The sequence below is a fragment of the Zymobacter palmae genome (assembly GCF_003610015.1).
Classification (GTDB): Bacteria; Pseudomonadota; Gammaproteobacteria; order Pseudomonadales; family Halomonadaceae; genus Zymobacter; species Zymobacter palmae.
In genome coordinates this window covers 427,728-441,041 of record NZ_AP018933.1, presented here as the reverse complement: position 1 = coordinate 441,041, position 13,314 = coordinate 427,728, and the positions used below count along the sequence as shown (strand labels likewise).

Here is a 13,314-nt window from a genome sequence, read left to right as displayed (position 1 = left end):
TTGAGCACTTACGCTCCTGCCCGCTCGGCGATAAAGTCGATCAGTGCACGCAGTGGTGCCGCCACCTGCCGCGCGGAGTAGTACAGATAGAACCCCGGAAACGCAGGCGTCCACTCATCAAGCAGCTGTACAAGGCGCCCATCGGCCAGCATCTCATCAACCTGATGTGCGAACTGGTAGCCGATACCACTTCCCTGACAGGCAAGGGTACTGAGCATGGCCGGTTCATCGACGATAATCGGGCCGCTGACGGCCACTTCCAGCCGTTCTCCCCCGCGCTCGAATTCCCAACGATAGACGCTACCATCACTCGGGTTGCGATAGGTCAGACAACGGTGGTGCACCAGCTCACGTGGATGCTCAGGACGGCCATGGCGCTCAAGGTAGGCAGGCGCAGCGACAACCTTCATCAGCAGATCCCCGCTCAGACGTCGCGCAATCATGTCGTTGTGCAGTTTTTCGCCCAGCCGGATGCCCGCATCGAAGCGCTCGGCGACGATATCCACCAGACGATCGTCCACCACCACATCCAGCATGATTTCGGGATAAGCCTCGATAAACTCACCCAATAGCGGTGCTAGGTAATGAACGGCAGCTACCCGCGAGACGTTCAGGCGTAGCCTACCGGCAAGGCGCATATCGGTGTCGCGCAACTCGTCGATCGCCTCTTCCATACTGCTGAACACGGGGCGTAGACGCTGGAATAGCCGCTCTCCGGCTGAGGTCGGCGAGACGCTGCGCGTCGTGCGGTTCAGCAAGCGCACCTGCAAGCGCGTTTCGAGCTGGCGGATGGACGTGCTCAACGTAGAGGGGGTGATGCCGAGATAGGCCGCAGCCCGTGTGAATGAGCCGTGCGTTACGATCATCATAAACGCCTTCAGCTCAGCGAAGTCGCGTCCTGTAAGCGCATTATTCATTTTCACCCAACAGTATCATGTGAATTCATCGCATTATCCTACACCGTTTCTGCTGATAGGTTGAACCGTATTCCCGTCACAACAGGAGAACGGACATGGCACGCTTTGAAGGAAAACGACTACTGGTCACGGGTGCGACCAGCGGTATCGGCTTAGCCGGTGCGGTACGTATTGCCGAAGAAGGCGGACAGGTCATCGGCACCGGCCGCAATAAAGAACGCCTAGAAGCCCTGCGCCAGAGGCTGCCCGACAGCGCGACGATCATGGCACATGATGCAGGCTGTTCCGCACAGATCAACGCGCTGGTTGAGCAAGTGAAAGCCGTAGGTCCACTTGATGGCCTGTGGCTGAATGCGGGGTATGCCGCGATCAAGGCCGTCGACGAGGTCAACGCCGACCATTTCGATACCATGATGGCGGCCAATGTGCGCGGCCCGGTACTTCTGATGGCGCAGCTGGCACCGCTTCTGAATGAGGGTGCCTCTGTAGTGCTCACCGGCTCGACATCCGCTTATGAAGGTGGCGCAATGGCTAGCGTCTATGCCGCCACCAAAGGGGCCTTGCTGTCACTGTCGCGCTGCTGGGCCAGCGCTCTGGGAGAACGCAGCATTCGGGTCAATATGCTGCAAGCTGGCCCGATTGATACCGACTTCCGTCATTTTATGGCCGCAAAGGCTCGACAAGCGTTCGAAGCCGACGTCACATCACGTACAGCGCTGAAGCGTATGGGCAGTGCGGAAGAAGCCGCCGCCGTCGCGCTGTTTCTGTTATCAGACGAATCTCGCTTTGTCACCGGCAGCCAATACGCCGTCGATGGTGGACTGGTGATGCAATAAGCCCAATGTCATGCCCTGCGCAGAGAGCGTTGATAAACGGTCACTTTCCCGATGACGATCATCAGCACGATCAGCATCGTCAGACACAGCACCACGACAGCAACCGTCGCGCCCAGCATGGGTACGGCAACACCGGTCAGCCACGGCAGCAACCCGCCCAGTGCATAGCCGCCCGACTGCGACAAGCTGCTGAGTCGCGTGGCTTCGTAGCCGGATTTTGAAAAGATCAGCGGCAGTGACAGGGCGATCGGAAACAGACCGCCGGTGCCGATTCCCAACAGCGCGGCGGCAATCCATCCGCCGTAAGGCATCACCAGCACCATAATCCCCACCGCGGTCACTCCTGCAAAACCAAGGCTCAATAGCGTCAGGCGCTGGCCCATGCGGCCCAGCAGGAGGGGAAACAGCAGGCTGCTCAGCGTCTGCACGCACAAGAACAGTGCCATCAGATAGGCCGCAGTGGATGCCGTTGTGCCCTGCGCCAGACAGACACTGGGCAGCCATGCGACGACCGTGTAGTTCACCCCCGCCTGCAGACCGAAGAATAGCGTCAGCCACACTACCCCCATAGCGGCCAACCGCGGTGCCGCAGTCGTTCGTGGCGGCGGAGAGTTGGCGGGAACGGGCCGCCGTGTCCAGATCAGCAGCGCTAGCAGCACGGGCACGGCCCAGCAGCCCAGTCCCCACTGCCATGAGCCCAACGCCACGGCCAGATGCGGTGTCGTATAGGCCGACAGCGCCGCGCCGATACCCATACTGGCCGCATACAGCCCCATGACCGCATGCGATTCGTTTCCAAAGGTCTGCTTGATGAACCCAGACAGCAGCGGCCGAATCAGTGCATCGCCAACACCGACCAGCATCGCGGTCATCGCCAACACTGCAAAGCCGTTCGCCCAGCCACGCCACAGCAACCCTATGCCAAGCACTCCTAGCGCTATCCGCATGCTTCGCAGCAGGCCCCATCGCCGCTCGACGGCGCCGCCCATGAATGACAGCCCGCCCATGCAGATCACGGGAATGGCGGTTAACAGCCCGAGCGCGGCCGTGCTAACCCCCAGCTCGGTCTGGATACGATCCAGCAGTGGTGAAACAGACGCGATGCCCACTCGCAGCCCGATACCCGCACTGACGACCATCAGCCACGGCCATACAGCGTTCATCCTCATGTCACTCTCCTTGCGGTTGCCCATTCAGCACACCACTAGGGTAATGACGCCGAGCACTGACGTCTTTCGACAGGATCTGCCATTATGTCGAGCAAGTATCAAAGACTAAGAGCATTCCGCCATGACCCGACGACGCTCCGACGACTGGCAAAGTGCAACGACCAGTTCACTGACGGTGCTTCCCCGCCCGGTATTCTTTCGTGCCTATCCAATCGCGGCACGCACACGCGTTGAGGAACACCGCCACGACTGGTGGCAGTTCATGTTCGCACGAGAAGGATTGATGCAAGTGCAGGCCGCGGATACCGCGCTGGTACTGCCACCGGCATACGGCATGTGGATACCCGCCCACTGCGCTCATACGCTGTGGGCCGCGGAAGAGGTGATGTTGGAAAGCCTGTATATCGAGGAAGCCGCGCTAGGCGGAACACCGCCTGCCCTGCAGGTCGTGGCCGTGGACGAGTTTGCGCGAGCCTTCATTCATCATGCCTGCACGCATGTTGAGGAAGACTATGACGAAGAAAGTGCGGCAGGGCGCAAGGTGGCGGTGCTGCTGGAAGTACTGCAGGCGCTGCCCCGTGCCGATTTCATGCTGCCGTTTCCGACCGATCCGCGCTTGAACGCGGTCTGCATGGCGATACAACACGCTCCCCATCTTCCCCATCATCGAGAAGACGCCGCTAGGCGTGCACACCTCTCGCCGCAGACGTTCTCCCGTCGCTTTCTGCGCGCGACGGGCCTGCCCTACCAGCAATGGCGTCAGCGCATGCGGCTGCTGTGCTCGCTGGCGCTGCTGAGAGAAGGCAAAAACGTGACAGAGACTGCGCTCGCTGTCGGATACGCTACGCCATCGGCATATATCCACGCGTTCAGGCAGCTGTTCGCCGTGTCGCCACGTCGGTTCGCTCACTGACAGATAGAGGACGGCACCCCACACGTCCTCTTCCCCATCACACAAAAGCGCTTCACACAGACAACACCTTGGCGAAATAGCAGGATCAGGTCGACCGCACCGGACACGCACACCGTGCTGTAAATAGATCAGGACCCGCCGTGGGCGCTCTAGCCGCCTGCGCTTGGAAGTGTCGACGCCATTCCTGCGGCGAGACACCAAAGCGCGCCTTGAAGTGCTGGCGGAAGGTAATAGGCGAATTGAAGCCAACGGCAGCGGCAATCTGTTCCACTGTCGAGCGGGTGGTTTCCAATGCGTTTTGGGTCAAACGCAGCCGCTCCTGCACCAGCCACTGGGTCACGCTCTGCCCAGTAGCCTTCATAAAATGGCGGGTCAGAGTACGGCGGCTCATCGCAATACGTGCTGCCAGTGCATCCAAATCATGTGAAACCGCGATGTTCTGGCGCAGATGCTCAATCAACCCATTGATGCGAGCATCTGCCGTGCTCTGCGGCACAGGGCACTCAATGAACTGCGATTGACCGCCTTCACGATAAGGAGGCACCACCATGCGTCGGGCAATGCGGTTGGCGACCGCACTGCCATAGCGCTCCCTAACGATGCACAGACAGCAGTCTATGGCCGCAGCCGTGCCTGCGGAGGTGATAATGCCGTCATCCTGCGTGTACAACGCATTAATATCGAGCCGGGCCTCAGGAAAGCAGGCCTGAAATACGGCTTCATATTCCCAATGAGTCGACGCCTTGCGCCCATCCAGCAGCCCGGCATACCCCAGCACGAACGCGCCTAGGCACAGCCCCGCAATCCATGCGCCACGAGCATGCGCCTTCTGTAGAGCCTCAATCAGCCCTGCACTGGGTCGCTGATGCGGATCAGGCCAGAACGGCAGCACAACGATGTCTGCAGTAGTCAGAGCCTCAAGCCCCTGAGCGGCATCCATCATGAACCCTTCGGAAGAGCGCTTGATGCCCGGCACTTCTGCGCACAGACTCACCGAAAAGAGCGGTTCCCCTGATGCTCGCTGGCTGAACAGGATACTGGGGACAGACAGGTGAAACGCACTGAAATCAGGCGTGACCAGCAGCGCAACGTTCAGCGTCGTCATGGGGCCTCCTCGGCTCAGTGAATGAAGGTCAGAAAATCACCGATTCGCCATCTTCAGGAATGTGGACGTACTCTGCGACACCGTTGTCGCGCACAAACTCGCGCAGTGCTGCCCGCGTCAGTAGGCAGTGATTGATGGCTTCCATATGCGTCGCCACGATCTGCGCGCCGGGCACAGCATGGTGAATGCGTACGGTATCTTCCGCTCCCATGATGATCGCCCCGAATGGCATGATGTGCGCCCACCCCATGTTGGCGATTACCACGTCGGGCTGCACAACCTTGAGCGTATGCTCAACCACCGGCGTCCAGATGCTATCCCCTATCAGATAGAGGGTCCCTTCATCAGCGTGACGGAAAATGACGCCGCAAGCATCCCCCATGCGTTCGGCCGTTGCGGGATCGGCATACGCGGCATCAGACCCGTGCTGCCCAAGAGTGCGCGTCAGTGTGACATCGCCGAAGCGCGTTGCGGCGCCCATCACGGTCAACTGCGTGAATCCCTGCTGACCGAGCAACGCACGATCATGTTCGTTCTGGACAAAGATCGGCATATCTTTGGGAATGCGGTCGACGGCAACGTCGTCCCAGTGATCAAGATGAGTATGCGTCAGGATAACGGCGTCAATATCCAGCAAGCGTTCGATGTCGCAGGGCAGCTCGACCCGTGGATTGTAAAGATGCGAACGGGATGAGCCCGGAAACCCTGGATAAGTGCCTTTATCGGCCAGCATAGGGTCGACAAGAAAGCGTTTGTTGGCATAGTGAATGAGCTGGGTGGCATTGCGTACCTGTGTGATCTGCATGAGCGGCTCCTTGTTGAGTGAGCCTTTAGCATGCCGTATGGCGATCACGCGGCCTGTAGCCTTAGAGGCTGAATACGATGAGATCGGGCCAATGTCGTTCGCGGCTAGTCTGTTCTTCTTCATTCAAGAAAGAAGCGCGACTGTCTCCTAATGCCTTGGCTGCCGATCACCTAGGCACTTCGGAAAACGGCCGCACGACTCAACACGCAAAGACGATATTCATCCTCTTTTCGTTGCCACGATGGGGCTGCTGACGCTATCAACGGACGGTGCGCGAAATGCCCCTCGTACCACCTGCCCGTCAGTGCCATCTGTCTCTCACGCTCACCAGCCCCACTGGCATCATCAGAAATGGCTTCTCGGCGGCTTACATCCTCAATAGCAGGTGCTCGCGCTCCCAAGAGCTGATGACATGGAAGTAAGCATCGTACTCGGCATGTTTGACGGCGATATAGCTATGCACGAAGCGCTCGCCGAGAATGTCGATGAGCGGTTGGCATTCCCGCAGCAGGTCGAGAGCGTTCAGTACGTTGGATGGCAGGCTAAAGGCACCGTGCGGCGAGGAATGTACCAGCGGCGGGCGCGGTTCGAGCTGGTGCAGGATGCCAAGATAACCACAAGCCAGTGTGGCGGCCATCGCCAGATAGGGGTTGGCATCGACGCCCGGCAGACGGTTTTCGACACGTGTTGCCTCTGGAACATCAATGGGCACGCGCAGCCCTACCGTCCGGTTGTCGTACCCCCACTCGGCGTTGGTCGGGGCGCTACCTGCGCTGGAACTGGGCATCAGGCGTCGCCATGAGTTGACGTTAGGCGCGAAAAACGGCATCGCTGCCGCCATGTAGTGTTGAAGTCCCCCGATATAGTGGGTGAACAGGTTATTGGGTTCGCTCGGCAAACTGGCGAACAGGTTCTCTCCCGTCTCAGCATTGATCACGCTCTGGTGAATGTGCATCGCACTGCCCGGCTCATCCGCCATTGGCTTGGCCATAAACGTGGCATACATGCCGTGGCGCAGCGCGGTCTCGCGCATGGTGCGCTTGAAGATCACGACTTGATCGGCGAGGAAGAGCGGATCGCCGTGCTGGAAATTGATTTCCATCTGTCCCGCACCTTCCTCATGGATCAGCGTGTCGATGCCTAGCCCTTGCTGCTCGCAGAAGTCGTACATCTCTTCAAACAGCGGGTCGAACTCATTGACCGCGTCGATGCTATAGGATTGGCGCCCCGTTTCCTGCCGCCCCGACCGCCCGACCGGGGGTTCCAGCGGGTAGTCGGCATCGGTGTTTGTTTTGACCAAATAGAATTCGATTTCCGGCGCGACCACCGGCTTCCAGCCGCGCTCTTCATACAGCGCCAGCACTCGCTTAAGCACATGACGCGGCGACAGTTCCACTGCCTTGCCGTTCATATAGCAGCAGTCATGGATCACCTGAGCCGTCGGCTCTTCGGCCCACGGCACCAGATAGGCCGCATGAGGATCGGCCACCAGCTGCATATCCAGCTCGGAGAAGTTCCAGAAGCCCAGATGCTCGTCCTCGGGATAATCCCCGGTGACCGTTTGGATAAACACCGAGTCAGGCAGGCGCGGCCGCCCTCCGCGCAGGTATTTGTCGGCGGGCATAATCTTGCCCTTCAGTACGCCGGTAATATCGCTGACCAGGCATTCCACTTCCGTAATGCCGTGCTCGCGTATCCAAGCATCCAGCTCCTCGTTGCGAGAATTATCGATGGGAGCGGTATTCGTGACTGTCATGTGAACCCCCGTTCACTCTTTATCAGCGTGCCACCGGACAGCGTCTCTGCCATCCGTGGTGCACATACCATTGTCGACCGCCAAGACCTCAGGTCGATGAAAGACCGTCCTCTTAGGACCAGCCCCACGCTGGCCCGTCGCTCAGCGCGAGCGCACCTCATTCCATATTTCCTGAAACACCGTCAGCTGCTCGCCCTGCTGCACAGGCAACAGTTCCAGACGCTTCATCTCGTCATCAGTAGGCAGCGAAGGCGATTCGCGCAGTGCGGGATTGAGCAGCGGCACAGCAGCTTGGTTGGGAGAGGAATACCACGTCCAGTTGGCCAGGCGAGCGCCGTTCTCGGCCTCCAGCATGAAGTCGATGAATTTGTGGGCCAGTGCGGGATGCGGTGCGTGGGCTGGAATCATCATGCTGTCGACCCACATTTCGCTGCCCTCTTTGGGAATGACATAGCGCAGATACTTGAAACTCTCCGGATCGGACTGCTTGGCATTGAGGAAATCGCCGTTGTAGCTGATAGCGACTTTATCCACCCCTCTTGCCAGCATAGGCAATACCGACGTGCCATCGACGAAGCCGGTAAAATTGGCGCGCTTCTTGGTCTGGAGCAGCAGCTTGCCCGCTTCGGCCCAAGCCTCAGGCGTGTTGCAACCGCTACCGTGGTGCTGCCAGGCACACGCCGCAGCGATCATGACACTGCCATCGTTCTGCAGCGTGAACGGCTGGCGCGGGTTCTGCTGAGGATCGAATAGCAGCGACCAACTGTCGGGGGCCTGCGGGAAATCACGGATGTCGTACACCAGCCCTGTCGTGCCCCATAGGTATGGCACGCTATAGCGCAGATGAAGGTCGTAGGCGGGGTTGGTAAACGTTGGGGCCACGTTCTTTAAATGCGGCAGCTTCGATTGGTCGATGGGCTGCACTAGCCCCCCACTGATCAGACGCGGGATGTAGTAATTGGACGGTACAACAAGGTCGAACTGACTATCACCGCCCGACTGCAAGCGGGCATACAGCTCGCCGAGGCTGCCGTAGTACGACTGCACCACATCGACATCGTAGCGCTGCTCGAACGCCGTGATGAGCGCCGGATCCATGTACTCGGTCCAGTTGAAGAGATAAAGCGTTTCACGTGCCTGCGCCAGCGTCGCGGTCGAACACAGTACCGCGGTGGCGATCACGCCTCGGGCCATACGGTTAAGCTTCATGGTGATTCTCCGCTCTTTGACTAGAAATGCACCTTCGATATTCGACAGAACACGCTTAGGGGGTGGCCTTGACCAGCGGACGCTCGGCCTGCCGACGCTGCACGCGAAGGGTGACGACCATGCTGCCCAGCGCCGCCAACAGCCCCCCTCCGATCATCAGCGCCCCGATCGCATTAATTTCGGGCGATACGCCACGCCGTATGGCGCCCCAGATATAGATCGGCAACGTCACGCTTTCGGGGCCAGAAGTGAAGAAGCTGATGACGAAATCATCGAAGGACAGCGTGAAGGCAAGGAAGAACCCGGCCACCAGCGACGGTTTCAGTGATGGCAGGATGAACAACTGCATGCGCTTCCACGGATTGGCGTACAGGTCCTTAGCGGCATCAAACAGCGTTGGATCCAGACCCACGAAGCGCGAATAGATCAGTAGCGCCACGAACGGAATTTGGAAAGTGACGTGCGCCAGTAGCATCGTTGTCAGCCCCGGGGCGAACAGACCTGTCCAGCTGTTCAGACGAACAAAGAACGACATGTCGGCGATCCCAAACACCACGTCGGGCATCACGATGGGCAGGTAAATCAGTGCAATCAGCCAGCCCACCCGTTTGCCCCGGTGGCGATAGAGCCCATAGCCCAGCAGCGTGCCCAGCACGAGGGCCAGACAGGACGACCCCACCGCAAGTACCATTGAGTTACGCAGCGCCGTAATGATCTGCTCGTTGCCCAACAGCTGCTGATACCAGCGCAGCGAGAAACCGGCAAAATGCGTGGCACTGTTGATGCTGTTGAAGGAAAAGATCACCACGATGATCAGCGGCAGATAGAAAAACACCATGGCGGCCCACCAGCACGATGCTAGCCAAGGGTGGAATGACCTGCGTTTCATATCACCACCTCCTCACCGCCGCCGAACCGACGCCCCAGACGGCGCAGGCAGATAATGCCCAGCAACGTAGCCAGCAGCATCAGCAAGGCTCCCGCGGCGCCCAGCGGCCAGTTAGCCCCTTCGGCGAACTGTGTGGCGACCAAATTGCCGATCATCATCGCGCGACCGCCGCCCAGCAGTTCTGGCACAACGTACATGCCAAAGGCGGGGATCATCACCAGCACCAGCCCGGCCATCAGTCCAGGCAGCGTCTGCGGGAATATGGCCGTTCGAAATGCCGTGAGTGGCGTGGCATACAGATCGCGCGCCGCTTCAACTAGCCCGTAATCCATCTTTTCAAACGCGTTGTAGAGCGGCAGCACCATGAAGGGCAGAAAGTTGTAGACCAGCCCCAGCATCACCGCGAACGATGAGGGATAGAGGCCCAGCTCGGGCGTCGTGAACCCCAGCGCACTGGCAACGTTCGCCAATGGCGTGCCCGGGGCCAGTAGATTCATCCACCCGAACGCACGCACGACCTGATTGGTCCACGAAGGCATCACGACCGCGAGAATCATCAGCGCACGCACCGACGGGCGACAGACTGCGATATAGGCCGCGATCGGATAAGCCACCAACGCGGTGATGCCGCTGGACAGCAGCGTGTACCAAACCGAACGCCATAGCGTTTGCAGGTTACCCGGACTCCAGCCAAGGTAGCCGTAACCGGAAAGCTGACCGAAAGCATGCGTCGAGAGCGGCAGGCTGGGCTGACCGTACGAATCGTTGGTCATGAACGCCATGCCGACCAGATAGAGGCTGGGCAGCACCAGAAATACGCCGATCCACAGTGCCGACGGCAGCGTAGTCCACAACAGATGGCCTACATCGCTCGTCGTGCCCGGTGCGGGGCCCTTATAGGGTTTGGGAAGTGTCTGAGCCATGACCGCCTCCTTAGTCGCCGATCATCACGATGTCTTCGGGGTATATCTCGACCTGAACACGATCCCCCACCTTGAACAGCCGCTCGCCGCAGTTGGCACTGTCGACGACCAGATCGCACTGCTGGCAACGCACGCGGTATTCCACCGAAGCTCCGCGATAGAAGCGCTCTTCGACGATCCCCTCAAGACGATTCAGCGCCAACGATGGATCAATGCCGGGGCTATCGGGAACGCTCAGCGCGATGACCTCCGGCCGGATAAGCGCAAAGGCCTGCCGAGGGTCGCCAGTCGATGCCGCATTGAACTGCAACGTCCCCAGCGCGGTCTGCAGCGTGCTGCCATCACACCGTTCGACGGGAAACAGATTGTCGTGCCCGATGAAACGCGCCACGAAGCGGTTCACCGGATACTCGTAGATTTCCGCGGGCGTACCGACCTGCTGGATCTTGCCGCCGTTAAGCAGCGCGATGCGATCAGACATCACCATCGCTTCGGCCTGATCGTGGGTCACAAATACGAACGTCATGCCCAGCGTCTGCTGCAACCGCTTCAGCTCGACCTGAAGATCAGTACGCAGCCCCGCATCTAACGCCGAAAGCGGTTCGTCCAGCAGCAACACGTCCGGCTCGTTGATCAACGCCCGTGCCAATGCAATGCGCTGACGCTGGCCACCAGACAGCTGATGAATGCGGCGTTCCAGCAAGGCATCCAGCTGCATTCGATGTGCAATGTCTTCCACGCGGCGTTTTTGCTCGGCCTTGCCAACCCCGCGTACGCGGAGTCCGAAAGCAATGTTGTCGCGCACGGTTAGGTGCGGGAACAGCGCATACGACTGGAACACGGTGTTGACGCTGCGCTTGTGCGGTGGTGTCTCGGTCACATCGCGGCCACCGATCACCACAACGCCCTGATCGGCCTCTTCCAATCCGGCCAAAATTCGCAACAGCGTGGTCTTCCCGCACCCCGAGGGGCCCAACAAGGTAAAGAACTCACCGGCATGGATATCCAGATCAACATCGTCCAGTGCGATGGCATCCGCATTGAAATAGCGCGATAAACCGCGCAGTGAAATCGACGATGCCTCGCGGACCGCTTTTGCGCTGGTCTTCTCACCGCTCGCCGAAGATACAGAGGGAGATGCTGTCGTTGTCATGCGACCACTCCTATGAAAAAGACGGGCGTCTACCGAATAGACACCAACAGAGAAATTGACGTCACAGCTTGTCTTTCAGGCGATAGAACAGCGAGGCCATCGCCACCATCGGATCGTTGAACTGACGCGCCATGGGAATACGCCGCGGCGCGAACTGGGAGAACAGGTCGAAACGCTCGGCCTGCCCACCAATCGTCTCGGCCAGCAGCTGGCCCGCCAGTCCAGCCAGCGCCATTCCATGCCCCGAATACCCCTGCGCGAACAGCATGTTCTTACCGTGCAGCCCAAAATGCGGGGTCTGATCGGCCGTTACGCCGACAAGCCCGTTCCAGTAGTAATCGAGAGGCACCTCGGCCAGCGTCGGAAACAGCCAACCGATACGACGCTGTGCTTCGGCTACGCTCTGCCGGCCCCCCAGCAGCAGCCGGTTATCGTGAGAGATGCGGTAATAATCAAGCATGTACATTGCATCGCAGACCGCGATACGCGTCGGCAGCGACCCCGCCAGCTGTTCCTCGGTCAGGGGGGCGGTGGCAACGATGTGGCTGGGGACCCTCACCATGCGCGAGGCCAGCTCGGGCAGCAGATCAGTTGAGTAGGCATCTACCGCATAAACAAAGAAGTCGGCCGTCACCCGACCGTTCGCCGTGCGCGCAGCCAAGGTGTCACCCGATGTCGATTCGTCCAGTTGAATAACTCGACTGTCGCTGTAGAGGCGTGCCCCGGCGTGCTGAGCGGCAGCGGCAATGCCAAGCGTGTAGTTGAGCGGATGAAGATGGCCAGAATCGGCATCCCAGGTGCCGCCGATATAGCGTTGGGTCACGACCTGCCGATGCATTTCATCGACCTCCATCCAACGCAGACCGTGATAGTCATAGCGCGTAGCCATATGCTCGATCAGCGCTAGCTGCTCTTTCTTGTGGCGCGGTTTGTTCGCCGCATGCAGATACCCCTTACGGAAATCGCAGTCGATGCCGTGTTGCTCAATCAGCTGCCCCGTCAGCGCCACGGCTTCGCAGGTCATCTCCCACACGTGTGCGGCATCGTCACGCCCCAGCACCTTTTCGATGTGCTCAATCCCCGCACTCAACCCCGTGATGACCTGCCCCCCACTGCGTCCGGAGGCACCGTGCCCGAACGTTTCGGCTTCAAGTACGGCCACATCGTAACCACGTTGGGCCAGATGCAATGCCGTCGAACAGCCGGTCAGTCCGCCGCCAATGATGCAGACATCAGCATGCGTATCCCCCTGCAGGGCAAAGGTCGGTGCCAAGTTCGACTGGCAGGTCGCCTCGTAATAGCTTTCATGGGCGATTTGCCGCCCCATGTCGGCACGCAGCGGCACGGCCTTTTCGGCTCCACGAGAAGGCTGCTGGGTGGAAAGTGAACGTTCTGCCGGGCGCATCGTTCTCATTGCGGTTATCTCCCGCCCGAAGCCGTGTTCGAGCATCAACGATAGTGAAAAGGGGCAGCACTGATTTCTTCTGATACCAACCTGCCATTCTGAGACTTAGGTCGGCTGTGCTTGTGATTCGTCACGGTTCATTGTGTGATCACACATGAGATGACATTCAATGCCCTGTGCATGCATTGCAACTCGTGCGCCAACTTTGGCGACAGGCACACGATCACTTTATGA

The 13,314-nt window shown here is 59.4% G+C and carries 12 protein-coding genes; 2 read left to right on the top strand and 10 right to left on the bottom strand.

What is annotated here, in order from left to right:
- Positions 1 to 8 precede the first annotated feature (8 nt).
- Entirely contained in the window at positions 9 to 917 is a 909-nt protein-coding gene (locus ZBT109_RS01990; protein ID WP_038277695.1) for a LysR family transcriptional regulator, read from the bottom strand.
- A 95-nt stretch (positions 918 to 1,012) separates the two neighbouring features.
- Here ZBT109_RS01990 and ZBT109_RS01985 point away from each other — a divergent pair, with 95 nt between their 5' ends.
- Positions 1,013 to 1,753, top strand: coding sequence for an SDR family oxidoreductase (locus ZBT109_RS01985; RefSeq protein WP_027704600.1), 741 nt, complete (start codon positions 1,013 to 1,015; stop codon positions 1,751 to 1,753).
- A gap of 8 nt (positions 1,754 to 1,761) precedes the next feature.
- Here ZBT109_RS01985 and ZBT109_RS01980 read toward each other — a convergent pair whose 3' ends face one another.
- Positions 1,762 to 2,922 (bottom strand): MFS transporter, encoded by a 1,161-nt coding sequence (locus tag ZBT109_RS01980; RefSeq protein WP_038277693.1) that lies wholly within the window; start codon positions 2,920 to 2,922, stop codon positions 1,762 to 1,764.
- A gap of 121 nt (positions 2,923 to 3,043) precedes the next feature.
- On the opposite strand from ZBT109_RS01980, the gene ZBT109_RS01975 reads away from it, so the two are divergent.
- Positions 3,044 to 3,835 (top strand): AraC family transcriptional regulator, encoded by a 792-nt coding sequence (locus ZBT109_RS01975; RefSeq protein WP_027704598.1) that lies wholly within the window; start codon positions 3,044 to 3,046, stop codon positions 3,833 to 3,835.
- Positions 3,836 to 3,920: 85 nt separating this feature from the next.
- On the opposite strand, the gene ZBT109_RS01970 is transcribed toward ZBT109_RS01975, so the two are convergent.
- The 8 genes from ZBT109_RS01970 to ZBT109_RS01935 all read right to left on the bottom strand — a co-directional run bounded on the left by ZBT109_RS01970 (position 3,921) and on the right by ZBT109_RS01935 (position 13,089).
- Entirely contained in the window at positions 3,921 to 4,940 is a 1,020-nt protein-coding gene (locus ZBT109_RS01970) for a GlxA family transcriptional regulator (RefSeq protein WP_051523677.1), read from the bottom strand.
- Positions 4,941 to 4,968: 28 nt separating this feature from the next.
- Positions 4,969 to 5,745 (bottom strand): MBL fold metallo-hydrolase, encoded by a 777-nt coding sequence (locus tag ZBT109_RS01965; protein WP_027704597.1) that lies wholly within the window; start codon positions 5,743 to 5,745, stop codon positions 4,969 to 4,971.
- Positions 5,746 to 6,112: 367 nt separating this feature from the next.
- Positions 6,113 to 7,501, bottom strand: coding sequence for a glutamine synthetase family protein (locus tag ZBT109_RS01960; RefSeq protein ID WP_051523676.1), 1,389 nt, complete (start codon positions 7,499 to 7,501; stop codon positions 6,113 to 6,115).
- A 141-nt stretch (positions 7,502 to 7,642) separates the two neighbouring features.
- Positions 7,643 to 8,710, bottom strand: coding sequence for an ABC transporter substrate-binding protein (locus ZBT109_RS01955; protein WP_120185315.1), 1,068 nt, complete (start codon positions 8,708 to 8,710; stop codon positions 7,643 to 7,645).
- Positions 8,711 to 8,765: 55 nt separating this feature from the next.
- Entirely contained in the window at positions 8,766 to 9,599 is an 834-nt protein-coding gene (locus tag ZBT109_RS01950) for an ABC transporter permease (RefSeq protein ID WP_027704594.1), read from the bottom strand.
- A complete protein-coding gene (locus ZBT109_RS01945) occupies positions 9,596 to 10,522 on the bottom strand; it encodes an ABC transporter permease (RefSeq protein WP_027704593.1) in 927 nt (308 codons plus the stop codon). Before ZBT109_RS01945 ends, ZBT109_RS01950 begins: the two co-directional genes overlap by 4 nt.
- Before the next feature lie 10 nt (positions 10,523 to 10,532).
- Positions 10,533 to 11,675, bottom strand: coding sequence for an ABC transporter ATP-binding protein (locus ZBT109_RS01940; RefSeq protein ID WP_027704592.1), 1,143 nt, complete (start codon positions 11,673 to 11,675; stop codon positions 10,533 to 10,535).
- A 61-nt stretch (positions 11,676 to 11,736) separates the two neighbouring features.
- Positions 11,737 to 13,089 (bottom strand): NAD(P)/FAD-dependent oxidoreductase, encoded by a 1,353-nt coding sequence (locus tag ZBT109_RS01935; RefSeq protein WP_232012857.1) that lies wholly within the window; start codon positions 13,087 to 13,089, stop codon positions 11,737 to 11,739.
- Positions 13,090 to 13,314 lie beyond the last annotated feature (225 nt).

Bases quoted from the DNA above. Each gene is read 5' to 3' on its own strand.
- ZBT109_RS01990 (WP_038277695.1), bottom strand. From the start codon at position 917: ATGAATAATGCGCTTACAGGACGCGACTTCGCTGAGCTGAAGGCGTTT.
- ZBT109_RS01985 (WP_027704600.1), top strand. From the start codon at position 1,013: ATGGCACGCTTTGAAGGAAAACGACTACTGGTCACGGGTGCGACCAGC.
- ZBT109_RS01980 (WP_038277693.1), bottom strand. From the start codon at position 2,922: ATGAGGATGAACGCTGTATGGCCGTGGCTGATGGTCGTCAGTGCGGGT.
- ZBT109_RS01975 (WP_027704598.1), top strand. From the start codon at position 3,044: ATGACCCGACGACGCTCCGACGACTGGCAAAGTGCAACGACCAGTTCA.
- ZBT109_RS01970 (WP_051523677.1), bottom strand. From the start codon at position 4,940: ATGACGACGCTGAACGTTGCGCTGCTGGTCACGCCTGATTTCAGTGCG.
- ZBT109_RS01965 (WP_027704597.1), bottom strand. From the start codon at position 5,745: ATGCAGATCACACAGGTACGCAATGCCACCCAGCTCATTCACTATGCC.
- ZBT109_RS01960 (WP_051523676.1), bottom strand. From the start codon at position 7,501: ATGACAGTCACGAATACCGCTCCCATCGATAATTCTCGCAACGAGGAG.
- ZBT109_RS01955 (WP_120185315.1), bottom strand. From the start codon at position 8,710: ATGAAGCTTAACCGTATGGCCCGAGGCGTGATCGCCACCGCGGTACTG.
- ZBT109_RS01950 (WP_027704594.1), bottom strand. From the start codon at position 9,599: ATGAAACGCAGGTCATTCCACCCTTGGCTAGCATCGTGCTGGTGGGCC.
- ZBT109_RS01945 (WP_027704593.1), bottom strand. From the start codon at position 10,522: ATGGCTCAGACACTTCCCAAACCCTATAAGGGCCCCGCACCGGGCACG.
- ZBT109_RS01940 (WP_027704592.1), bottom strand. From the start codon at position 11,675: ATGACAACGACAGCATCTCCCTCTGTATCTTCGGCGAGCGGTGAGAAG.
- ZBT109_RS01935 (WP_232012857.1), bottom strand. From the start codon at position 13,089: ATGAGAACGATGCGCCCGGCAGAACGTTCACTTTCCACCCAGCAGCCT.